The organism is Chitinophaga deserti, from assembly GCF_003149455.1.
Classification (GTDB): Bacteria; Bacteroidota; Bacteroidia; order Chitinophagales; family Chitinophagaceae; genus Chitinophaga; species Chitinophaga deserti.
Window position 1 is genome coordinate 211,161 of sequence record NZ_QFFK01000002.1, and the last position, 22,666, is coordinate 233,826.

The window sequence follows — 22,666 nt, forward strand, 5'->3', positions numbered from 1 at the left end:
GATGAGGTTGCTAAGAGCACAAAAAAAGGCCGGATTACTCCGGCCTGCCGTTTTACACGGTTTCTGCAGCTGTGTTAAAAAAGTACCCGCCACACCATCCTCCGGCAGCGATGGCGGAAACTGCGGGAAGGACGGGGGCGGGGTTGGAAAGGGATAATGTTTTAAGCTAACACCCTGTCTGAAGGAATACTATTGCTCCGGGAAGGGTGCTGTCGGCAGATCAGGAATTTCTGCAGTTATATCTTTACCGTCCTTGTCATATAACTTCCTGCTCCCGTCAGGCATTGTTACGATGCTCACCTCACTTACGAGGTAACGCTTTGCTTCCTTTACATCATTAGCCGGTATTTCTGACGGCAGCTTTGAAGATGTTTTGAGCTTTTGGGACGGAAAAGTATCGGGGGCAATCTGCTGTACCTTCACCGGGCGGGGAATGATCGTATCCTTCACTATTACAGGCGGTTTAAACTTCACCTTCGGCATGGTATCTTTCACTATTTTAGGAGGCGCGAATTTCACCATGGGCTTTTCATCCTGCTTAACCAGTTTCGGTTTCTCTACCTGCTGGTCCTTCTTTACCACCGGAGGAGCAAACTGAACCTGCGGCTTTTGCTTTGCCGGTTGTTTCTTTTTCGCGGCTTCCTGCACCTGCTTTTTCCGGTATGCATCATATTCAGCCATGGTCATTTCCTTCTTATTCCCTGCTGTAGGATCGGCAAGGATGAGTTTCTCTTCCTTTATGGGCGCTTTGGTTTGTTTCGCCTGTTCCTTAACGGTAGCTTCCGGCTGATGTTTGACAGTTCCGGATGCCTGAGAGGAGGAGTTTTGGGCGGACGCGGTGCTGCCAAGCAGCAGGGCGGCCATGATCACAGGAATTTGTACATGCATAACGGGAGGATTTAAGAGTAAGATGCTTTACACCCCGGTTTCCATAAAATCCGGCAAGGAAATTTCTCCCGGCAGCGTTATCTTTGTCGGCTATGGAGGCAATCGTGCAACAAATAGAAGCTTATAAGCAGGAAATTGCGGCTTTCCGCCCGGAAAATGCGGAGCAGCTGGAGCAATACCGTATCAAATTCCTCGGCACCAAAGGGATTGTAAAGGCCCTTTTCGGGGAAATGAAAAACGTTCCCAACGAGGGTAAAAAAGAGTTCGGCCAGGTGCTGAACGCCTTTAAGCTGGCCGCAGAAGCTAAGTATGCGGAATTTGAGCAACTGAAAGATGAAGCCGGCGGCGCTGCCGACCAGCTGGATCTTACCCTGCCCGGTGAGCCTCACCGCCTGGGTACCCGCCATCCTATCAGCATCGTCCGCAACAAAGCCATCCGCATATTTGAACGGCTGGGCTTCACCATTGCGGAAGGACCGGAAATCGAAAACGACTGGCACAACTTCACGGCGCTCAACCTCGACGAGAACCACCCCGCCCGCGATATGCAGGACACCTTTTATGTTCACAACAACCCCGACTGGCTGTTGCGTACCCACACTTCCTCCGTTCAGGTGAGAGTGATGGAAGAAGGGAAGCTCCCCATCCGCATCATCTGCCCGGGCCGTGTATACCGTAACGAAACCATCTCCGCCCGCGCACACTGCTTCTTCCACCAGATAGAAGGCCTGTATGTGGCAGAAAACGTTTCGTTCGCCGACCTGAAGCAGACACTGTACTACTTCGTACAGGAGTTCTTCGGTGAAAACTTTAAGATCCGCTTCCGCCCCTCTTTCTTCCCGTTCACGGAGCCCAGTGCAGAGATGGACATCTCCTGCCTCATCTGCGGCGGTGAAGGCTGTAATGTATGTAAACACAGCGGATGGGTAGAAATTCTCGGTTGTGGCATGGTGCATCCGCAGGTATTAGAAAATTGCGGTATCGATTCTTCCAGATACACCGGCTTCGCATTCGGTATGGGCATCGAAAGGCTCACCATGCTGAAGTACCAGATTAAAGATCTCCGTTTATTCTCAGAAAACGATCTGCGCTTCCTGAAACAATTCCAGGGCGCACGTTAACATATCGCAACGCGGCCGTCCCACTCCGGGGCGGCCGTTTTTCTTTCCGCTACGCTCCCCAAAACGATCTTCCTTATGCAAACCGTTTCCGACATCAAACAGATAGCCGTTTGCGGCGCCGGCACCATGGGTGCAGGCATTGCCCTCGTAGCTGCAACAGCGGGCTTTCCCACCCTGCTATTCGACGTTAAAGCCGAAGCAGTGGATGCAGGTATCGGCATGATCCGCAAGAACCTGGAGAAAGCTGTAGAGAAAGAGAAAATGAATCCGGAAGATAAGGATGCCGCACTCCGGCGCCTGACGCCCTGCCTCAATATTTCTGATTGCAAAGCCGATGTCATCATCGAGGCTATTGTAGAAAAGATACCGGTGAAAGTGGGGCTCTTCCGCGAACTGGCCCTCCACAATTCCCCGCAAACCATCTTCGCCACCAATACCTCCTCACTTTCCGTATCCGCCATTGCAGCGGAAATACCTCATCCTGAAAGAGTGGGCGGCATGCATTTCTTCAACCCCGCACATCTTATGGCGCTCGTGGAAGTGATCAGCGGAGCACAAACTTCCTCCACCGTTACCCAATTGCTTTACGACCTCGTGAAGCATATGGGTAAAACACCCGTGCATGTAAAAGATGCCCCCGGCTTTATCGTAAACCGCGTAGCAAGGCACTACTATCTCGAAGCCATGGAGATCGCATCTTCCGGCGTGGCAGATATCGCTGTCGCAGACCGGTTGCTGGAAGCAGCAGGCTTCAGAATGGGGCCCTTTGCACTGATGGACCTCATCGGCAACGATGTTAACTACGCCGTTACCCGATCGCTCTACGAAGCGTTTCAGGAAGCACCCCGCTTCCGCCCCGGTGCCATGCAGGCGGAGCTTGTGGAGAAAGGCGACCTGGGCCGCAAAACCGGCAAAGGTTTTTACAAGTATTGATTTACATTTGTGCCTTCAATCACAATACTTTCGAAATGATCCTTGTCACAGGCGGAACGGGTTTATTGGGTAGTTATCTGCTGCGGGCGTTGGTGAAAGCCGGTAAACCGGTGCGCGCCCTCTACCGCAGCCGCATACCCGATCAGATCAAAGACATCGCCGACAGGGTGGAATGGGTGCAGGGCGACATACTGGATGTTTGTGCCCTTGAAGATGCATTTGCCGGTGTCACGGAAGTATATCACTGCGCAGCCATCGTTTCCTTCGAACCCGGACAGCGCAATGCCATGATGAAGACAAACATCGAAGGCACCGCTAACGTCGTGAACCTGGCTATTGATACAGGCGTCAGGAAGATCGTGCACGTAAGCTCCATCGCTGCACTCGGCCGCGCAAGGCAGCGCGATAACATCACCGAAAACGCGCAGTGGGAAGAAAGTAAGAACAACAGCAAATACGCTGTCAGCAAGCACCTCGGCGAAATGGAAATATGGCGCGGCATCGCAGAAGGACTGAATGCAGTGATCGTAAACCCATCTATTATTCTGGGCAGCGGATTCTGGCACGATGGTTCCGGTAAGCTGCTTGCAAATGCCTGGAAAGAGTTCCCGTATTATACAGAAGGAGTGAATGGTTTCGTGGATGTGGAAGATGTGGCGGAAGTGATGATTCAACTCATGGAAAGCCCCATTACTGCACAGCGTTTTATTCTGAATGGCGATAACTGGCCCTACCGGCAGCTCTTCAATGAAATGGCCCGCCACCTCGGCAAAAAGCCCCCTCACATTGCCACCAAACCCTGGATGGCGGAGGTAGTATGGCGGCTGGAAAAGATCCGCGGAATGTTCACGGGCAAGCGCCCTCTCCTCACGCGGGAAACTGCCCGCACCGCTCAACTGAAAGTTTACTACAGCAATCAAAAGATACAGGAAGCGCTCCCCGGTTTCCGGTTCAGGCCACTGCAGGAAACGATCGAAACCATTTCCCGCAACTTCCTCCTCAGCAAACAACAGGGAGCCTCCTGAAGATAACTTTTATTGCGGCCTGAACAGCAGGCCCAGCATCGTAGCTGCCAGCGTTTCGCGCAGGGCAGGGTCCAATTCTTTCTGTAACCAGGCGCGCGGCTCTTTACCTGTCAGCAATGCCGCCACGGGGATACCCTTCAGCTGAAACTCATAACAAATCTTATCCGCACTGTTCACAGCACTATAACGGTTATGTGCCGTTACCTTCAGTTCATCTGCCGCAGAGCGGAGGATGCCGATAGGTTTATTGTCGTTCAGTTCAAGGAAGGCAATGTTCCTTTTCAGGATCAGCTCCCAGCTCTTGAGCGGGTCTGCTGCATTAGCGCCAACATGTATGTACCAGAGCGGTGCATCGTTGCCAATTACGGGGAACCAGCCTGGGAAGCTGCGAGAAGAGAATGTAATTCGTGGTGTGCTCAGCACCTGCACGGGCAGTTGCGACCCGGCGTTCTTACCTGTAAAGTAAAAAGCGTCGGAAACATTCTTCCATTGCTTAGCCGGCGAGCCGGATTGAACACCATTGGTACGGGAAGAAGTGGAGTATTCACCGAGAGAGATGGTTTTGGCAGAAAACCAGCCGTCGTCGGTTTTAACTGCCAGCTCGTTGGCGGAAGAATACAGCCCGGGGGCTTTGGATGTTTTAGTAACACCGCAACCTGCCATTAGAAGGAGGCAGGTTGCAGCGATGCCGGTGAGGGACTTTATCATGTCTTTTACGATTAACCTTTAAGTTTTGCCCACATCTCGGGGATACGTTTGATCCAGGCGAGTTCTTTCATTTTGGTACGTGCTTCTTCCACGGGAGAGCCAAAGTATACTTTGCCGCCTTCGATGGAATCTTTCACGCCGCTGCCAGCGTAAACAACTGCACCTTTACCGATGGTGAGATCTTTGTTAACGCCAACCTGTCCCCAGAGGATCACATTGTCTTCGATAATAGCTTTACCGCCTACGCCAACCTGGGCGGCGAAGAGGCAGTTACGGCCGATCACGGTTCCGTGACCGATGTGGATCATGTTATCGAATTTAGTTCCGCGGCCGATGATGGTATCGCCACTTACGCCTTTATCGATGGTGCAGAGGGCGCCTATTTCCACATCGCTTTCGATGATAACGCGGCCGCAGCTTTCCAGTTTATCCCACATCACTTCGCGGGCAGCCCTTTTCTTGAAGTAAAAGGCATCTGCCCCGATAACGGTCCCGGAATGGATGATAACGTTATCCCCGATCTCTGTATGGTCGTAAATAACAACGTTGGGGTGAATGATGCAGTTGCTGCCGATGGTTACATGGTGGCCAACCACTGCGCCGTGGGAAATGATGGTACCTTCCCCGATCACCGCACTGTCGCTCACGGCTTTATTCTGCGGCTCGTAAGGGCGGAAGCGCTTCACAAGACTTACGTATGCAGAGAAAGGATCGTCGGTAACCAGGATGGCTTTCCCGGGGGGAACTTCCACTTCCTTGTTGATGATGATGATGGTGGCAGGAGACGAGAGGCAGGCGTTGTAGTACTTCTCAAAATCCACAAACGAGATATCGCCAGGCGTAACCTTGTGAATCTCGTTGATGCCCGTTGCCAGCAGCGCTTCATTGCCTGCAAGCTTCGCGCCCGTGAGCGCTGCTATTTCTTTTACCGGTATCGGTGTATCAAACTTCATATGAACGTCGTTAAATCGAAGCAAAGTTAGGGGGCGTTATCCACAATTTTTTTTTGCTTGTGAATAAAATTTCTTGTAAAATTTTTCTTTTGTGATGAAATTCTTTTTAATATTGTGTAGGGAATATTATTTCCCTGTACTTACTAACCCATTCACATAACAAGAAAGTCTGATTGTTCACGCAGTCAGACTTTTTTAATTTAGTCTGAAACCCCTCGCTGCACTACGTTTCATCAATCCACTCTTCATTCACTACATACATCGCAATGCATTGCAAGGCGCTTAAAATTGCTTTTGAGGCCGCAGTGGGTAGTTAGTCGGCCTGACAGCTTTTCGTTCGATTTTGGCTTTTTAAATGGCTTTAGGAGGAGAAAGTTCGGGATATGAGGGAATCAATCCTGCAGGTTTGCCATTTTTATGAGTTGCTGCAAGCGGAGAATGCGGATTTTTTTGCCTGCAAGGTCTATCACTTTCTCTTTTTTGAATTCTGAGAGCAAACGGATGGCAGATTCGGTAGCCGTACCTACCAGGTTGGCAATCTCTTCCCGGGAAAGCATCACGTTAATCGTTTGCTCATCTTCTTCCAGCCCGTAAGTTTCCTTCAGGGTGAGCAATGTTTCAGCGAGGCGCTCACGTACGGGCTTCTGTGCAAGGTGTGTAATTTTCTGCTCTGCCCTGCGCAACTCACTGGAGAGTATCTGCATCATGCGCAACGCAAGTGTTGGATCTTTTTGCAGCAGCCCGAGGAAAACATCGCGCGGTATGAAACACACCGCACTGTCTTCCAGCACGGTAGCTGTTGCGGTATATGGTTCGTTGCTAATGAGCGCCTTATATCCGATCAGATCGCCCGGCTTCACAAGGCGCACTATCTGCTCACGCCCCTCGTCTCCGCTGTGCGATAACTTTACTTTACCGGAATTCACGAAAAAGATGCCGTAAGGGTGACCGCCTTCCTGGAAAATATCCTGTCCTTTACGGTAGATCCTGCAGGTTTTGGCGTTGGAAATCTCTTCCACATGTTCAGGCGTGGCGGCGGATAACATCTCGCCCAGAAATTTGCCACAGTAAGGGCAGGGAGTTTGATCGCTTAACATGTCATATGCTATAAAATCGCTAAGGATGCGGCAAAATTACTAATTTACAGGCCCTTAACCAAAGCAGTTGCAGTGAACCCGAGCTATTTTACCGTTTACAAGCCTTACCAGGTGTTAACCCGTTTCGGGAAAGAAGATGGCAAAGCCGTGTTGTCGGACTTCTTCCAGGTTCCGAAAGATGTGTATCCGGTTGGCCGGCTCGACTATGATAGCGAAGGGCTTTTAATCCTCACCAACGATAAGTCGCTCAACCATCGCTTACTGCATCCTTCACAGGCGCATGAGCGGGAGTACTGGGTGCAGGTAGACGGTGCAGTTACTCCCGAAGCCATCCGCCAGCTCGAAGCAGGAGTTACCATTACGATAGACGGTAAGCCTTTCCGTACAAAGCCCGCCAAAGCATCTTTGTTCGATACTCCGCCGGAGGTGCCGGACCGCAATCCGCCCATCCGTTTCCGGCAGCATATACCTGCTCCGTGGATACGCCTTGTGCTGAGTGAAGGGAAGAACCGGCAGGTGCGTAAAATGACTGCGGCAGTAGGCTTCCCCACGTTGAGGCTGATCCGTTACCGCATAGGCCGCCTCGATATCCGCGGTATGCTCCCCGGCGATATGGTAACGCATACCCAAAAGGAAATCGAAGCCGCACTGTTCCGCTAACACGTTGGCCTCCCGGCCGAAATATGACAATAATTGACTAGGTTTGTCACATTAAACAGATAATATGCTGAAATCCATGACCGGCTTCGGCCGCGCGGAGGTAACCCGGGGAGAAACAACCATTGTCGCGGAGATCAAATCGCTCAATGGCAAGCAGTTTGAAGTAAACCTCAAGCTGTCCCCCTTGCTGAAACCCTACGAATTCGATATCCGCAACATCCTCCAGCAGGAGTTGCTGCGTGGCACCCTTGATGCCACGATCAACATCAAACAAAATGGCGCAACACGCCCCGTGGTCATCAACACCGAACTGGCACGTTATTACCACGAAGCCATTTCCGGTATGGCCCGCGACCTCGCCATCCCTCAGGAAGATATGCTTAACGTGCTCATGAAGCTCCCCGAAGTAGTGTCTCCCGCATCCGAACAGATCACCGAAAACGAATGGAACGAAGTTGCCACCATCGTCCGTAAAGCCGTTGCAGAAATGGACGCGCACCGTATGGACGAAGGCATCATGCTGGAGAAAGATCTCCTTCTTCGTATCGATAATATCCTCCTCTATACCGAGAAGGTCCGCGAACTGGACCCGCTCCGTAAAGACAAAGTGCGCACCCGCCTCGAAACACTCCTTGCCGAATATGTTGGTAAAGAGAATGTAGACGGTAACCGCATGGAGCAGGAACTTATTTTCTATTTGGAAAAGCTCGACATCTCCGAAGAACTGGTGCGCCTGCAGAACCACTGCCGCTACTTCAAGGAAATCCTCAATGAAGCAGAATCCGCCAAAGGTAAAAAACTGGGCTTCGTGCTCCAGGAAATCGGCCGCGAGATCAACACTACCGGTTCCAAAGCAAACGATGCCGGCATCCAGCAATGGGTGGTGATGATGAAAGATGAGCTGGAAAAAGCCAAAGAGCAGGTCCTCAACGTACTCTAATCAAGCATATGACCCGCAAGACGATATCTCGCTCCGCCTGCCTCGCATTCAGCCTGTTCGCATTCGCGTGCAAGCCTCCGAAGCTGGATACTTACGAAAAGAACAGGGACATCCCGCAATCCAGCTGGGAATCGTCTCTCAAACCAACATACGAAGTAACGCTTAACAACGAAGACACGGCGTACTTCTACAACCTGTACGTAAACGTCCGCCACACAGACGCCTATCCGTACAACAACCTCTGGCTCATCGTCAGCACGCAACTGCCGGGCGACAGCCTTCCGCAATCCCGGAGAGTGGAACTGCCTTTAGCCGACAGCTACGGTAAATGGCTGGGCAACGGGCTCGATGATATTTTCGAGCACCGTATTCCCATCCAGCAAAACGCCATTCTCCCAAGGACAGGAACATACCGTTTTACATTCGAGCAAAATATGCGACAGGACCCGCTGCCTAATATTATGAGCGTGGGGCTGCGCGTGGAAAAAACCGCTCCGCGGAAATAGCGCATGAAAAAATCATCGTCTGCACTGCAAGGTAAAAAGGTGATCTCCGGCATTTATGTTTTTGTGCTGGTTTATACCGTGCTGCAACTGGTATGGTGGGGTGTTCTGCTGCATCAGCAGTCTAAACAGATCGCGCATTATGAGCAAATGGAGCTTACACACCGTATGCACCAGCTCAGCGAACCTTCCGAGTTTATGCAGCAGATGCAGCGCCTGCACCATGAGGAACGTATGCGTACGCTGAAGTACATCGGCGAAGGCACCATCTTCCTTATCATCATCCTCGCCGGCGCCTCACTGGTTTACCGGGCGGTATGGAAGCAGATGCGGCTTCAGCAGCAACAGCAGAACTTCATGATGGCCGTTACGCATGAACTGAAAAGCCCCATCGCCATCGCGAAGCTCAACCTGGAAACACTCCTTAAGCACCGCCTCGATGAAGAGAAACAGCGCCGCCTGCTCGATGCCACCATCCGGGAAACGAACCGGCTCGATCAGCTTTGTAACAACATCCTGCTGGCTTCCCAGTTCGAACATGAGAAATCCCAGCCCTTCCTGGAACCGCTGGACTTCAGCCAGGTACTGACACAGGCGCTTAATGAGCTGCGCGACAGGATACACAGTCACGACATTGTGTCAGATATAGAACCGGGGATAGGACTAGAGGCGGATAAGTTCATGATCACCCTTATGCTGAACAACCTGGTGGAGAATGCAGTCAAATACGCCCCCAAGGGAACGGAGATAGTAGTGAGCCTCCATATGGAGCAAAACGACCTGCTAATGAGGGTTTCCGATCAGGGAGAAGGTATTCCGCAGGAAGAAAAGGGAAAGATATTCATGAAGTTTTACCGCATCGGTAACGAAAACACGCGGAAGTCGAAAGGCTCAGGCCTGGGGCTTTACCTCACCCGGAAGATCGTGGAGCAGCACGGGGGAACCATCGCCGTGAATGACAACTTGCCGAAAGGCACGTGTTTTGAGATCAGGTGGCAGGATTATTCCCCTCAAACTGTATAAAATTAACCGGTTGTACGTAATTTTAGGCTATAACCGGAAAAAGTAATTTACCGTTCACCATTCACCCAATGCATTTATGAAGGAAGCGACGAAAGCATCAATTTTGCTGGTAGAAGACGAAGAGAACCTGCAGGAAGCATTAAAACTCAACCTGGAGCTGGAAGGTTATGAGGTTACGGCGGTAGATAACGGCACCAGCGCCCTTAAAGCCGTTAAGAACGAATATTTCGACCTGATCATCCTCGATATCATGCTGCCCGAGATGGACGGCCTGGCCGTGTGTGAGAATATCCGTATACAGAACAACGAAGTACCCATCCTCTTCCTCAGTGCTAAAAACAGCAGCGCCGACCGTGTGCTCGGGCTTAAGAAAGGGGGAGACGACTATATGACCAAGCCTTTCAACCTCGAAGAACTCCTGCTGAGGGTAGAAAAGCTGATCGTCAAAAACAAAAAGATACAGGATAAAGACAGCGTGCCCAACGTTTACCGCTTCGGTAATAATATGATCGATTTCGCTGCGCAGGAATGTGTGGGGAAAGACGGGAAGCATCACGAACTGTCGAAGAAAGAAACCATGCTCCTGAAGCTCCTTATAGAGAACAAGGGCGAAGTGGTGACCCGCGAAAAGATCCTCCAGGTAGTTTGGGGTTACAACGTATATCCCACCACCCGTACCATTGATAACTTCATCCTCAATTTCCGTAAGTATTTCGAGGAAGACAGCCGCAATTCCCGCTACTTCCACTCCGTTCGCGGGGTAGGGTACAAGTTCACTGACGGCTGATAAAACCCTTCCGCCACATTTCCCCGCAGGGCTGCCGATTTTCCGGTGCCTCCTGCCAGCTATTACTTCCTTCTTTTCCGGTGGCAAGCCGCTGTTTATATTTGAACGGCTTAGGAATCAGATATGATTAACCCCGTACTTGCCACGGTTCAATCGCATGCTTATCCAACGGTTCCCGCGCCGGAACCAGCTGTTTTTCCGGGTACCGCTGCTTTGCTGATTATCCTTTTCTTCCTTACAGGTGCCCTCGTTGCGGGCGCATTCTGGTGGCGGGAAAGAAGGATACGGCGGCGTATGGAACAACAGTTCGACCTTCAGGGGGGAAAAGCATCTATTGAACTCCATACCATCCAGACGCAGATGAACCCACACTTCATCTACAACAGTCTGAATGCCATCCACAGCTTCGTACTTTCCTCCAGTACGGATCTCGCTTCATCGTACCTCACACGGTTCAGCCGCCTGATGCGCATGACCATGGAACACAGCAGCCGGGAATGGATCACCCTTGAAGAAGATCTCGAAACCCTCGACCTGTACCTCCAGCTCGAATCCCTCCGCTTCGAAGGGCAATTCGATTACGACATCCATATGCTGCCCAACAGTCCTCCCCCTTCCGTACTCATCCCCCCGTTCCTCATCCAGCCATATGTACAAAACGCCATCTGGAACCGCCTCCTCCAAAGGGAGGAAGGGAAAGGGTTCATCCGGATCGAAGTAGGGCGGAATAATGAAGGAATGTATGTACGGCTGGAAGATAATGGCGTAGCCCGGCACAGTGCCTTTCACCAGCACCAGCAAAAAACACCTGCCATCGCAGTGGCCGGAGAGCGCCTTCACTGGATCAACCACCGCTATCATACCCATGCCAACATCACTACCGGCCACCAATACGATGAGCATCACCAGCGTACCGGTACCTATACCCTCATCCGCCTGCCCGATGTCAGATACGACGAGGTGATGCACGAAGAGCGGAATTTTAAGTAAATTTGATTACCTCTAAGTCAACCATATACCCGAAGCCATATCACCCCCAATGAGAACGATCATTATCGACGACGAAGAGCACTGCCGTGATGTGTTGCGTATGCAACTCAACCGCTACTGTCCGCAGCTCAGCATCCTCACCACCTGTGGTTCTGCAGAAGAAGGCCGCGCTGCCATAGAGCAACTTCAGCCCGACCTGGTTTTCCTCGACATCGAGATGCCTGACATGGATGGTTTTTGCCTCCTTGAACATTGCACCTGGCGCCACTTCTCCGTCATCTTCACCACCGCCCACGACCGCTATGCCCTGAAGGCCATCCGCCACAGCGCGCTCGACTTCCTGCTGAAACCCATTGATAAAGACGACCTGCTGGCCGCAGTCAGTAAAGCATCGGAAAAGCAAACCGCTACCAGCTCTCAGGCCGACACCATTTTACGCCTTCTCCGCGAACAGATGCCACAGTTCGAACGCGTTGCGCTCCCCACATTCGACGGCCTGCGCATGATACCCGTGAAAGATGTATTGTATTGCGAATCGGAAGGCAGTTATACCTGCGTACATCTTGTTCAGCAACCCAAACCCGTTATGATCTGTCGGTCACTGAAAGAAGTGGATGATATTCTCCGCGATAAAGGATTCTTCCGCGTGCACAACAGCTTTATCGTGAACCTCGCCCATATGTTCAAATACATAAAGGGCGATGGTGGCGATATCGTGATGGCCGACGGCCGGAGCGTGCCGCTGGCACGCAACCGTAAGCAGGAGTTCCTGGAAAAAATAGAGAAGTTATAAACGCCTGAGTTCGTTCACCGGCACCCAGCCCGTTTTCCCGTCAGACAGTTGTACTTTACCAAACTGGCTGGTGGCATCGAGCACTTTCACTTTCATACCTTCCTTCAGTTCAAAGAGGTCTTTGGCGCCATCGTCAGGAGCAGACTTTGCTTTCACTGCATCGTGCATCACAATGGCATCGCTGCTGTTGAAAGACTGGCTGTGCGTCCACGCCGCCATGGAAAAGTAACCGATAAGAATGATGCCGGAAACCACGAGGCCCAAGCGGATGTATTTTTTGCCCGGTACGGGAAAGAAGAAGTATGCGATGATTAAAATGGATAATACCCAGCACCATACAATGCTCCAGTTGGCCCAGCCCGCCGGCGTATGGAGTTGCTGCCATTGCAGCCACCACCTTTCAAAGAAAAGCAGGGGAAGTGTTTCCACATTGCTGCCTACTTTCTGATTGGCAAGGGCGAGGTTATGTTCAATTGCCGCATCGCCCGGTTGCAGGCGCAGCGCTTTCTCGAAACTGAAAACGGCCATTCCCGTTTGGTTGGATTTATAGTACGCGTTACCCGCATTGAAGTAAAGATCGGCTACGAGATATCCTGAGTCGATCAGCTGCTGGTATTTTGCAGCAGCTTCACTGAACTGCTGTTGTTCATAGAGGCGGTTACCTTCTGCGAACAGTGCCGGGCTCTGCGCTTTGGCGGCAGTACCGGCAAGGAGGATGAGGAGAAAGAGGCGGGCACAGTAGGAGATAAATGGTTGCATATGGCTGTTTTTCCGGCGGATTACGCCCGTCCTTTGATTTCGTTTTCAATATTGGTAATCACTTCTACGGCCTCCTGATAAGCTCCCTGGCGCAGCGCTACGGAATCGCCCGGGGCATAGAGCGCCTGCTCACAACGGTCGGCCAACGCAAAGAGTTGCTCTTTAGCACTTTCGCTCAGGTGCAGCTTCGTCAGCTTTTCGTCTACCCGCTGCTTCGACATTTCTGCCATGGGAATGCGCAGTTTATGCCCGAGGTACCCCCACAATGCGCGGGATGTTTCTTCATAAAATGCTTTGTCTTTCCCTTCTTTCAGATAGCGGGCTGCCAGTTCAAGGCGCTTCAGTGCTACTTTATTGGCATGCCGGTGGCGGAGCAGTGCGGCGTTGTTATTGATATAGTTTTCGCGGCGGCGGTAATAAGCCACACCTGCAATGGCCAGCAACGGTAACAGGAATAATATCCAGAACAAAGGCTTACCGAAAAAGAAGGGGCGTTGCTTACTCCAGCTTGCTCCGCCGGTGCGGATACCGGCAAGGTCTGTTTGCCCGCTGAAATCTGCTTTCTCCTTCTTCAATTCCTTACCCTGTATCACATGTACTTCAAACGGCTCGGACTGCAATGTTTTATATGCTTTCGCAGCAGGATCGAAGTAGGAGAACTCTACGGGCGGCAGTTTATAATCGCCCTTCTGCTGCGGCATGAGTGCATACTGGAAAGTGCGGCTGCCGCTGAGGGGGTTGCTGTTCTTTTCGATATTGTCAGTTACGGTAGGATCGTATTTTTCGAAGGCCGGCGGAATGCTTAACGGTGGTGCATTGAGCAGGTTCACATTACCGCGCCCGGTGATGGCTACTTTAAGCGACAGCGCATCGTCGGTACTCAGCTGGTTTTTATCGAGTGAGGCATTCAGGGAGAACTGTCCAACCGCACCATTAAAGCTTGCCGGACGGCCCTCTGCGGGCAGGGGTTTCACCTGCACTTTCACTACGGGGCTTTGGATACGATAAGGCACTACTTCATATTCGGTTTGCCCGAAGAAAGGATCGTCTGCAAAGAAATCATCGAGCGCATCGCGGCCGAAAGGATCATTGGTTGCAGCGCGCTTCCGCTGACCAACCTTTACGAAATGCACCTGGTTATCAACTTCCGCAGGGTCCAGCTCCAGCTCACCCGATTGGAGGGGGAAAAGGAGGGTTTTACGGATCACGAATACGTTGAAAGGAACACCATTCACCATCTCTTCCGTAGGCCGCGGCGGATTGGGAATTTCCATATCCTTTGCGGAGAACCCTTTAAACGCCGGTACTTTTGTTACGCTGGAGTTAGTGGGCAGGCGGGTATAGAGTTTATAGGTGGCAGTGATTTGTTCGCCTTCGTAAACATTGGTTTTATCAACATCCACCCGCACAAACACATTCTTCTTCAACTGCTCTTTCGCATCTTCACCATTACGCAATACGCCGGGTTGAGATTCTCCGGGTATACGCCGTTGCGGGAAGGCCTGTTGCGGTTGTTGTTGCTGTTGCTGCGGGAGGCGTTGCTGGCCGGCACGGGTTACCTCCACACTGACAGGATTACTGCGTACGGTTTTACCATCTACCCGGGCTATGGCGCCCTGGAAAGTAAAATTCCCCGGCTGTAGAGCCGCCAGGGTATAGGAATAGGCACGGTATGTGGTAACACGCCCATTGTCGTTAGACATCCCATCAGTGATACTGGGACCTTGTACAATTTCAAACCCTTTGAAAGCAGGTGGTTTAAAGTCGCTGAGGTTGGTGGGATTGATGAGCGTAAACTGTATATGCAGGTACTCGTCCTGCGCGATCACATTGGTGTTTACCTGAGCCGTGAAACGGAACTCCTGGGCGCTGGCGCCTGCCGCCGTCATCATTGCGGCAATGAGCAAAACGATACTTTTTCTTAAACTGGCGATATAAACCTTCATCTATAACAAATTTAACCAATGCCGCAGCGGACTGTGCCGGGAGCAAGTTAAAAGTAAGTTAAAAAAACCGCTTGAAATTAGCCACTGCAAAGGATTTCGGGGTCAAAGCAGCGTTTATCCGAGATCGCCCAGCTGGGGGCGCATGATAATTTCTTCTATAACTGCCTGTGCGCTGAGGTGATAGGCCGCCCAGATCATAGACGCCACATCGGCAGGCTCCATTAAACGGTCTTCCGGCCCGTCGAACCCTTCCCAGGATGCCGTAAGTACCGGACCGGGGCTAACGGAAGTAACCTTCACTCCGTGGGGCTTCATTTCTTCCCGTAAATTCTTCGAAAAACCGAGCAGTGCAAATTTGGTGATGCTGTACGACCCTCCGTTGGGGTATGCCTTATGGCTGGCCGTGGAGCACAAATTGAAAACATGCCCTTTCTTTGCGGCTTTCATTGCCGGGATGAAGGCACGGGTAAGGTGATAGGCGCTGTACAGGTTCACGGCCATCATCTTTTCGAGATGCCCGTCTTCTTCCTCATGAACTGCACCCGGCACAAAAATACCTGCGTTATTCACCAGAATGGCGGGGGTATCGCCGAATTCCTTTTGCACATCTGCAGCAAACTTCAGCACTGCCTGCTTATCACCCATATCTACCGGCAGGGCCAGTACTTTTACTCCGGGACTTTGCTGCCTGATGGCAGCGGCAGTTTCCTCCAGCGTTGCCGCATTCCGTGCGCAGATCGCCACATCAAAACCTTCTGCCGCCAGCTTCTCCGCTACCGCTTTCCCGATGCCCTTACTGGCGCCTGTAATGATTGCAAACATACCGTTCGTATTGTTTTAGTGCCCCAAAATAAGGGAAAAATGGATTTGTCGTACCTTTGCCCTTCACTACAGTTAGCCAACGCACGGAGCCATGATAAGATACAAACATATTTTTTTCGACCTGGACCATACGCTCTGGGATTTTGAGACCAACTCCAATGCCACCATGGCGGAGCTTTACGAAGAACATAACCTCTCCGGCAGAGGCATCCCTTCTTACGACGAATTCTTCTCCGTATACTCGGCTATCAACGAAAAATTGTGGGACCGCTTCCGCAAGGGATATATTAACCGCAACGAACTGCGCATCAAACGGTTTACACAAACCTTCCTTGATTTTAAGCTGTGTGACGATGCGCTTTGCCAAACCCTGAGCGAGCGCTTCCTTGTTATACTCCCCACCAAAACCGCTCTCTTCCCCGGTGCCATCGAAGTACTGGATTACCTGAAGGAGAAACAATATCCCCTCCACCTGATTACAAATGGGTTTGAGGAAACGCAGAAATTAAAGCTGGAGCATTCGGGAATCGGGCATTACTTCACACATATCGTTACTTCAGAAAGTGCGGGTTCCCTGAAGCCGCACCGGGCTATTTTCGATTATGCGCTTCAGCTGTCCAACACTACGGCGGCAGAAAGCATTATGATCGGGGATACGCTGGAAGTGGATATTCTCGGGGCGCAGCAGATAGGTATGGACCAGGTGTATTTTGCACCGGGCGATGTGCAGGCCGGCGTTTCTCCCACATATACCATTAAGAGCCTTGCGGAACTGAAAAGCATCCTGTAGGTACATAAAAAATCCCGGTAACAATTGCTACCGGGACTTCCCAATATTAATGGCTGCAAATTAACTTTTTACGGCGGCTGCTTTCTTCTTGGCAGCCGTTTTCACCGCTTCCGTTCTGGAAGGCATCGGCATACAGCAGGATTTGCCTTTGGCCGTAGTTTCTTCCTTGCAGCATGATGCTTCGCTACCCTTATTGCAGGCTTCCTCTTTTTTAGCGGGAGCCTTCTTTTTTGCCGCAGGCTTTTCCTGGGCGATAACCGGGCCGGCGAGCAGCGCTACTGCGGAGAGCATGAGAAAAAATTGCTTCATTGCGGTGTTTTTGTGTAATTGAAGATACGTTTTCCCTTTTGAAAAGAAACGTTAAAATCAGCTGAGGGTAGCGATAATGGTTTGCCCGCCACGAACGATCTGTTCTTTCTCCACATTTACCTTAGTACCAACAGGCAGGTAAATATCCACACGGGAACCGAATTTGATAAAGCCCATCTCGGTGTTCTGCTTCACGTCCATACCCGGTTTCAGGTAGTTCACGATACGGCGGGCAAGGGCTCCGGCGATCTGGCGCACCAGGATGTCGGTTTTGCCGTTTCCGATTACAACAGTATGGCGCTCATTTTCCGTAGAGGCTTTAGGGTGCCATGCCACGAGGTATTTACCGGGATGGTATTGGCTCAGTTTAACGGAACCGCTGATAGGGTTACGGTTCACGTGCACATTGGCAGGGCTCATGAAGATAGACACCTGCAGGCGCTTGTCTTTAAAATATTCCGGTTCGTACACGTCTTCGATCACTACGATCTTACCGTCTGCCGGGGCGATCACGAGTGTTTCATCGAACTTCATGTCTCTTGAAGGGAGGCGGAAGAAGGATACGATGAACAGGAAAAACACGATGGAAATGCCAAGCAGCGTCCAGCACAGCACCGGCGAATCGTACAGGAAAAAGAACACTGCGATGTTGAGCAGCGCCAGTACGGCAAAGGTTAGGGCTATGGTAGCGGTGCCCTCACGATGGATCGTCATGATTCAGTAGATTTTTATCTGGCCCTTTAATAAGGCGGTACGAAGGTATGAAGAAAAATAATTATCAGAAGAAGAGCCTCATGTAGATCCATGCGATAGGTGCGGCTACCAGCAGGGAGTCGAACCGGTCGAGGAAGCCACCGTGCCCCGGCATGATGCTTCCGGAATCCTTAACACCTGCCAGCCTTTTCAGCCTGGACTCCAGCAGGTCTCCCGCCGTACCGAAGATGGCGGCGATGGCCGCGAAAGCGATCCAATGCTGCAACGGCATCCATTCATGCCCCCAAAAGTAACCGAATACGCCCGCTGCAGCCACGGCAAGGATCATCCCGCCTACCGTTCCTTCAATGGTTTTTTTCGGGGAAATAGCCGGGGCGAAAGGGGTACGCCCGATGAGGGAACCCACGATATAAGCCATGGTATCGTTGATCCAGATACAGCAGATCAGGGTGAGCGGGTACATCCAGATATAGACCTGGCCAAACCCGGGAACCACGTCAACGGTAAAGCTCATGTCTACCAGCATCCCGAAGGGCACGGTAACATACAACAGTCCCAGCAGCGAATACCCGATGGATTTGAGGGAAAAATCTTTCCCCATAAGGATCTCGCCCAGCGGCATAACGAGCAGGAATATGAACGTGAGCACCCAGCCGATTTCTCCCAGCGAAAGCCCGTCATATTCGAACCTGTCGCCGGCAATAGCCATCATGAGGGCACAACCGGCAATCAGCACTCCGTTCCGGTGCCAGGCGGAAATTTCCGTGTAGTCAGCATCAATATGGCGGACCAGGCTGGCATATTCCTTTAGCGCAAAGAAGTTTACAAGAAAAAACAGGAGAAAGAAGGATAGGGGTGACCATAAGATGCCTCCCAGCATAATGGCCACGAAAAACAGGGCGGTAATGGTCCGCGTAATAAAAGTCTTCATGCGATGATTTAAAGTGGAACCGGTTCCAGATGGCCGGTTAATCTATTTTACCCGGCTCGGGTCGGCTTTCTGCAATGAGTTGTTTGGCTTTTTCCTCATTGTCTATATGTACATATACTTCATCCATTCCGGGAAGCATGGTTACAAAGGAGGAGTCCTGGCGGTTCACGATCACGGCGTCTATCTCGTTTTCGGCGAGCATGCCACGGATGATCTCTGCTTCGTAAGCGATGTTGCTATGGTATACTTTTACCCAGTCTTTTTCCATGATACTAGTTTTTAAGTTCTGTTTCCGCCGTTCGCCAGTTGTACCCTGCCTGTTTGGCTCTTTCTCCCAGCCTCCAGATGAGGAGCCCGGTAATAACGGCACTGAATATGGCGAGATAGAAAGGCACCTGCTCTTCTGCAGCGGGGTCCCTGCTGATCATTTTGCTCTGGTAAAGATAAAACAATACCACCTGCATGCCATTGTTGATGAAGTGCCCGGCGATGGCCAGCCAGAGGTTTCCTGTTACCAGGAATACCGCGCCGATCACGAATCCGAGTATAACACGGGGCAGGAAGGTGAGGAATTGCATGTGGATGGCGGAAAAGATGAGGGCGGTGATCAATACGGCCACCCAGCCATTGCGCACCATCTTTTGTACGATACGCTGGAGGCATCCCCGGAAAAACACTTCTTCGGCAATGGCCGGCAGCAGTGCCATCAGGAGGAGGTTTTTGAACATGGTCCAGGAATCGGGCATCTGCAGCATGATTTTGGTCTGCCTTTCCGCCATTTTCTCCATGTCGTGGAAACGCTGCGGTAGACCGGCCAGTTTATTCCATTCTGCGGAAGCCCCTACGAGGTAGAGGGAGCACATCAGCACCAGTACGGCAAGCACCAGCTGCATGAAGGGCAAACCGCGGTTCAGGCGGAGGTATTGTGCCGGGCGGCCCATGGCCCAGGCAAACAGTACGCCGGGCACCAGGAATACGACGAACGTATAGAAAAACTGCGATATACGAAAAGCAGAAACCACGGAGGATTTAGACATTATAGCGGGGTCCTGCGCCTGTACCATCGTGTAGCCCCCGCTGATAGCCGGGAAGATGCCCTGAATGAGCACGCCGAATACTACAAAACAAACCGACATCAGTCCTAATAAAATCGCCAGTTGCCCAAACGGGGAAGCCTTCCGTATAAAGTCCATCATCTTTCGCTGTGGTAAATTTGCGTAAATTTACAGGGCATTTGTCAGTTTGCCGGATAAAAATTCTAACTGGCATTAATTATATGGTGAAAATTGGAGATATAGAACTGGGTGAGTTCCCGCTTTTGCTGGCGCCCATGGAAGATGTCAGCGATCCCCCTTTTCGTGCGGTCTGCAAACAGCAGGGCACCGACCTCATGTATTCAGAGTTTATTTCTTCGGAAGGCCTCATCCGCGATGCTATTAAAAGCCGCATGAAGCTGGATATATTCGAATTCGAACGGCCCGTTGGTATCCAGATCTTCGGGGGCGATGAAGAGCCTATGGCTATGGCCGCCCAGATCGTGGAGGCCGCCAATCCCGATCTCCTCGACATCAATTTCGGCTGCCCAGTTAAAAAAGTAACCTGTAAAGGTGCCGGCGCCGGCATCCTCAAAGATATTCCCAAGATGGTCCGCCTTACGCAGGCCGTCGTAAAAGCCACGAAGCTCCCCGTTACCGTCAAAACCCGCCTCGGATGGGACGATGATACCCGGAACATAGAAGAGGTCGCAGAAAGGCTCCAGGATGTGGGTATTAAAGCCCTCACCATCCACGGCCGCACCCGTACCCAGATGTATAAGGGGCATGCAGACTGGACCCTCATCGGCAAAGTCAAAAACAATCCCCGTATCCAGATCCCCATTTTCGGCAACGGGGATATCTGTACGCCAGAGCAGGCTGTAGCTGCCAGGGCTAAATATGGGGTAGACGGGATCATGATCGGGCGGGCAGCCATCGGCTACCCCTGGATCTTCAACGAAATCAAACACTTCATGGCCACCGGCCGGCATATGCCCCCGCCCACCGTGGCAGAAAGGGTGGCAGTATGCAAAGAACACCTCCGCCGCTCCATCCAGTGGAAGGGCGATGTGGTAGGTATCCTCGAAATGAGAAGGCACTATACGAATTACCTGAAAGGCCTCCCCCATATCAAGGAATTCCGTTCACAATTAGTAACTTGCAATACGGCCCCAGGCATAGAAGAAGTGCTGGATGCCGTAGAATATCAGTACAAAGATCATATATTTGAGAGGACGATGGCCCCAATGGCTGGCTTAGAAGCAACAGCAACATATCCGGAGCGGGAACTGACATGTGACGTTCCGGACTGACCCCAGAAATGAACCATATAAATTGCTTTCACAATGGCCACAATCAAAAACTTGAAAAACGAGGTCTGGAAAGACTTGCAGATTAAAAACAAATCTGCCCTGCGTAAGCGTTACGCAGTTTCCACCATGGGAAGAGTGATGAGTTACCAGGAAAGCAAAGAAGAAGGGCGGCTCCTAAACGGCTCTACCGTGGAAGGCTACACCGTCCTGAACATCAAACCGGCAGATACTTATCAATCCCTCTACCTGCACCGCGAAGTGGCGCGCCTCTTTATCCCCAAAACCTCCCGCACACAGAAATACGTTATCCATCTCGACTACGATAAAAAGAATAATAAAATCTCCAACCTCCGATGGGCCACCAAGGAGGAAATGGAACAGCATCAGCAGAACAGTCCGGCCAAGCTGGCTTACAAAGAGCAGCAGCGCCACCGTACCAAAGGGCTGAAGCTGAATATTGCCAAGGTAAAAAGCATCAAGCGCCTGCTGGATAAGCCGGGGCGCAAAACGATGAAGCAGATCGCGGAACAGTTTTCTATCAGCGAAATGCAGCTTTACCGCATTAAAAGTGGCGAAAACTGGAGCCACGTAACCCTGGATTAACGCCTGAGTCATCAGGAATGGTCATATATTTTGATGTTGTCTGACGATGGTCTCCGCCAAACGGAGACCATCGCCTTTTACGGGCGCTTGCAGGAACGGGGGTTTTGGTGTACCTTACTCTTCCAAATCAGTAGACTATGTCAGGCAAGAAAATCGCCATTATAGGCGGCGGCAACCTCGGTTCCGCCATTGCGGAGGGCCTCCTCAAAAGTGGCTTCTCCAAGGCAGGAGAAATCACCATTACTAAGCGAAACGTCGCCACCCTGGCCGCATTACGCGAGCAGGGCGTTCATGTTGAAACCGATAATGCCAAAGCTATCCGCGAAGCGGACGTGGTAGTGGTGGCCCTCAAGCCATACAACGTGAAAGAAGTACTCACCGAACTCCGCGCTAATTTCGATACAGAAAAACAACTGCTCATTTCAGTGGTTACCGGCGTTTTGCTCGACGACCTTGAAAAGATCACCCTTCCCGGCCTGCCCATCTTCCGCGCCATGCCCAACACCGCCATCGCCATACAGGAATCCATCACCTGCATCTGCGGCCGGAATGTAACCGAAGAACAGACCAATTTCGTGAAACAGATGTTTGACCAGCTGGGCGTTACCGTAGCTATCGACGAGAAGCTCATGGACGCAGCCACCGTACTCGGCGCCTGTGGTATCGCTTATGCACTCCGCTTCATCCGTGCCAGCATTCAGGGCGGAATCGAAATCGGTTTCGATGCCGCCACCGCCAACCTCATTGCCGCACAAACCGTTAAAGGCGCGGCAGAGCTCCTCATCAAAGGCAACCGCCACCCCGAAGCAGAAATCGATAAGGTTACCACGCCCAAAGGCTGCACCATCGCAGGCCTCAACGAAATGGAACACCAGGGCTTCAGCTCCTCCCTCATCAAAGGCATCACCAGCTCCTACAACAAGATCACCAAGGGATAATTCCCCCAACATATTTGCATAAAAACAACAAGGCCGGGATAAGAATATCCCGGCCATTTTATAGTTAAACCTACAACTGTTACACT

At 51.5% G+C, this 22,666-nt stretch carries 26 protein-coding genes; 14 read left to right on the forward strand and 12 right to left on the reverse strand.

The features are described 5' to 3' along the window. Positions 1-189: 189 nt before the first annotated feature. The gene (locus tag DEV76_RS04840) at positions 190-888 is read right to left on the reverse strand and encodes a hypothetical protein (protein ID WP_109695688.1); all 699 of its coding nucleotides are present in this window, start codon (positions 886-888) and stop codon (positions 190-192) included. 92 nt (positions 889-980) lie between these two features. Between DEV76_RS04840 and pheS the strand changes: the two genes are divergently transcribed. The 3 genes from pheS to DEV76_RS04855 all read left to right on the forward strand — a co-directional run bounded on the left by pheS (position 981) and on the right by DEV76_RS04855 (position 3,967). Then, positions 981-2,009 carry a phenylalanine--tRNA ligase subunit alpha gene (pheS, locus tag DEV76_RS04845; protein ID WP_109695690.1) on the forward strand — a complete coding sequence of 343 codons (1,029 nt, stop codon included), beginning with the start codon at positions 981-983 and terminating at the stop codon, positions 2,007-2,009. A gap of 75 nt (positions 2,010-2,084) precedes the next feature. Further along, on the forward strand, positions 2,085-2,942 hold the full coding sequence (locus tag DEV76_RS04850; protein WP_109695692.1) for a 3-hydroxyacyl-CoA dehydrogenase NAD-binding domain-containing protein: 858 nt from the start codon (positions 2,085-2,087) through the stop codon (positions 2,940-2,942). Between the two features lie 35 nt (positions 2,943-2,977). Then, positions 2,978-3,967 (forward strand): NAD-dependent epimerase/dehydratase family protein, encoded by a 990-nt coding sequence (locus DEV76_RS04855; protein WP_109696654.1) that lies wholly within the window; start codon positions 2,978-2,980, stop codon positions 3,965-3,967. Positions 3,968-3,976: 9 nt separating this feature from the next. Here the strand turns inward: DEV76_RS04855 and DEV76_RS04860 are convergent, their stop codons facing one another. From DEV76_RS04860 to DEV76_RS04870, 3 genes are all read right to left on the reverse strand, one after another. Next, positions 3,977-4,675: a hypothetical protein gene (locus tag DEV76_RS04860; RefSeq protein ID WP_109695694.1), complete on the reverse strand. Its 699-nt coding sequence runs from the start codon at positions 4,673-4,675 to the stop codon at positions 3,977-3,979. Positions 4,676-4,686: 11 nt separating this feature from the next. Continuing rightward, the gene (locus DEV76_RS04865) at positions 4,687-5,628 is read right to left on the reverse strand and encodes a UDP-3-O-(3-hydroxymyristoyl)glucosamine N-acyltransferase (RefSeq protein WP_109695696.1); all 942 of its coding nucleotides are present in this window, start codon (positions 5,626-5,628) and stop codon (positions 4,687-4,689) included. A gap of 392 nt (positions 5,629-6,020) precedes the next feature. Next, positions 6,021-6,725, reverse strand: a complete 705-nt coding sequence (locus DEV76_RS04870; protein ID WP_109695698.1) for a Crp/Fnr family transcriptional regulator — start codon at positions 6,723-6,725, stop codon at positions 6,021-6,023. A 72-nt stretch (positions 6,726-6,797) separates the two neighbouring features. On the opposite strand from DEV76_RS04870, the gene DEV76_RS04875 reads away from it, so the two are divergent. From DEV76_RS04875 to DEV76_RS04905, 7 genes are all read left to right on the forward strand, one after another. Beyond that, a complete protein-coding gene (locus DEV76_RS04875; RefSeq protein WP_109695700.1) occupies positions 6,798-7,385 on the forward strand; it encodes a pseudouridine synthase in 588 nt (195 codons plus the stop codon). Positions 7,386-7,449: 64 nt separating this feature from the next. Continuing rightward, positions 7,450-8,325 carry a YicC/YloC family endoribonuclease gene (locus tag DEV76_RS04880; RefSeq protein ID WP_109695702.1) on the forward strand — a complete coding sequence of 292 codons (876 nt, stop codon included), beginning with the start codon at positions 7,450-7,452 and terminating at the stop codon, positions 8,323-8,325. Positions 8,326-8,333: 8 nt separating this feature from the next. Beyond that, positions 8,334-8,831, forward strand: a complete 498-nt coding sequence (locus DEV76_RS04885; protein WP_109695704.1) for a gliding motility lipoprotein GldH — start codon at positions 8,334-8,336, stop codon at positions 8,829-8,831. 3 nt (positions 8,832-8,834) lie between these two features. Then, positions 8,835-9,851, forward strand: a complete 1,017-nt coding sequence (locus tag DEV76_RS04890) for a sensor histidine kinase (protein WP_109695706.1) — start codon at positions 8,835-8,837, stop codon at positions 9,849-9,851. Between the two features lie 76 nt (positions 9,852-9,927). Continuing rightward, positions 9,928-10,638 (forward strand): response regulator transcription factor, encoded by a 711-nt coding sequence (locus DEV76_RS04895; RefSeq protein ID WP_109695708.1) that lies wholly within the window; start codon positions 9,928-9,930, stop codon positions 10,636-10,638. A gap of 213 nt (positions 10,639-10,851) precedes the next feature. After that, complete coding sequence (locus DEV76_RS04900; RefSeq protein WP_232826878.1) at positions 10,852-11,628, forward strand: sensor histidine kinase; 777 nt, start codon at positions 10,852-10,854, stop codon at positions 11,626-11,628. Between the two features lie 49 nt (positions 11,629-11,677). Further along, positions 11,678-12,421, forward strand: coding sequence for a LytR/AlgR family response regulator transcription factor (locus DEV76_RS04905; RefSeq protein ID WP_109695712.1), 744 nt, complete (start codon positions 11,678-11,680; stop codon positions 12,419-12,421). On the opposite strand, the gene DEV76_RS04910 is transcribed toward DEV76_RS04905, so the two are convergent. The 3 genes from DEV76_RS04910 to DEV76_RS04920 form a co-directional block, all read right to left on the reverse strand. Further along, positions 12,416-13,180, reverse strand: a complete 765-nt coding sequence (locus DEV76_RS04910; RefSeq protein WP_109695714.1) for a tetratricopeptide repeat protein — start codon at positions 13,178-13,180, stop codon at positions 12,416-12,418. The genes DEV76_RS04905 and DEV76_RS04910 overlap by 6 nt on opposite strands. 20 nt (positions 13,181-13,200) lie before the next feature. Beyond that, the gene (locus DEV76_RS04915) at positions 13,201-15,126 is read right to left on the reverse strand and encodes a BatD family protein (protein WP_109695715.1); all 1,926 of its coding nucleotides are present in this window, start codon (positions 15,124-15,126) and stop codon (positions 13,201-13,203) included. 114 nt (positions 15,127-15,240) lie between these two features. Then, the gene (locus DEV76_RS04920; protein WP_109695716.1) at positions 15,241-15,948 is read right to left on the reverse strand and encodes an SDR family oxidoreductase; all 708 of its coding nucleotides are present in this window, start codon (positions 15,946-15,948) and stop codon (positions 15,241-15,243) included. 91 nt (positions 15,949-16,039) lie between these two features. On the opposite strand from DEV76_RS04920, the gene DEV76_RS04925 reads away from it, so the two are divergent. Continuing rightward, a complete protein-coding gene (locus DEV76_RS04925) occupies positions 16,040-16,738 on the forward strand; it encodes a YjjG family noncanonical pyrimidine nucleotidase (protein ID WP_232826879.1) in 699 nt (232 codons plus the stop codon). A gap of 60 nt (positions 16,739-16,798) precedes the next feature. On the opposite strand, the gene DEV76_RS04930 is transcribed toward DEV76_RS04925, so the two are convergent. From DEV76_RS04930 to DEV76_RS04950, 5 genes are all read right to left on the reverse strand, one after another. Continuing rightward, positions 16,799-17,047 (reverse strand): hypothetical protein, encoded by a 249-nt coding sequence (locus DEV76_RS04930; protein WP_109695718.1) that lies wholly within the window; start codon positions 17,045-17,047, stop codon positions 16,799-16,801. Between the two features lie 57 nt (positions 17,048-17,104). Further along, the gene (locus DEV76_RS04935; protein WP_109695720.1) at positions 17,105-17,761 is read right to left on the reverse strand and encodes a phosphatidylserine decarboxylase family protein; all 657 of its coding nucleotides are present in this window, start codon (positions 17,759-17,761) and stop codon (positions 17,105-17,107) included. Between the two features lie 64 nt (positions 17,762-17,825). Next, positions 17,826-18,692 carry a phosphatidate cytidylyltransferase gene (locus DEV76_RS04940; RefSeq protein WP_109695722.1) on the reverse strand — a complete coding sequence of 289 codons (867 nt, stop codon included), beginning with the start codon at positions 18,690-18,692 and terminating at the stop codon, positions 17,826-17,828. Between the two features lie 37 nt (positions 18,693-18,729). Next, positions 18,730-18,960, reverse strand: a complete 231-nt coding sequence (locus tag DEV76_RS04945; protein ID WP_109695724.1) for a putative signal transducing protein — start codon at positions 18,958-18,960, stop codon at positions 18,730-18,732. Positions 18,961-18,964: 4 nt separating this feature from the next. Continuing rightward, positions 18,965-19,888, reverse strand: a complete 924-nt coding sequence (locus DEV76_RS04950) for a CPBP family intramembrane glutamic endopeptidase (protein ID WP_109695726.1) — start codon at positions 19,886-19,888, stop codon at positions 18,965-18,967. Between the two features lie 80 nt (positions 19,889-19,968). Between DEV76_RS04950 and dusB the strand changes: the two genes are divergently transcribed. The 3 genes from dusB to proC all read left to right on the forward strand — a co-directional run bounded on the left by dusB (position 19,969) and on the right by proC (position 22,580). Next, complete coding sequence (gene dusB, locus DEV76_RS04955; protein ID WP_109695728.1) at positions 19,969-21,039, forward strand: tRNA dihydrouridine synthase DusB; 1,071 nt, start codon at positions 19,969-19,971, stop codon at positions 21,037-21,039. A 33-nt stretch (positions 21,040-21,072) separates the two neighbouring features. Then, positions 21,073-21,642, forward strand: coding sequence for an HNH endonuclease (locus tag DEV76_RS04960; protein WP_109695730.1), 570 nt, complete (start codon positions 21,073-21,075; stop codon positions 21,640-21,642). A 137-nt stretch (positions 21,643-21,779) separates the two neighbouring features. After that, complete coding sequence (gene proC / locus DEV76_RS04965; RefSeq protein ID WP_109695732.1) at positions 21,780-22,580, forward strand: pyrroline-5-carboxylate reductase; 801 nt, start codon at positions 21,780-21,782, stop codon at positions 22,578-22,580. Positions 22,581-22,666: the final 86 nt, after the last annotated feature.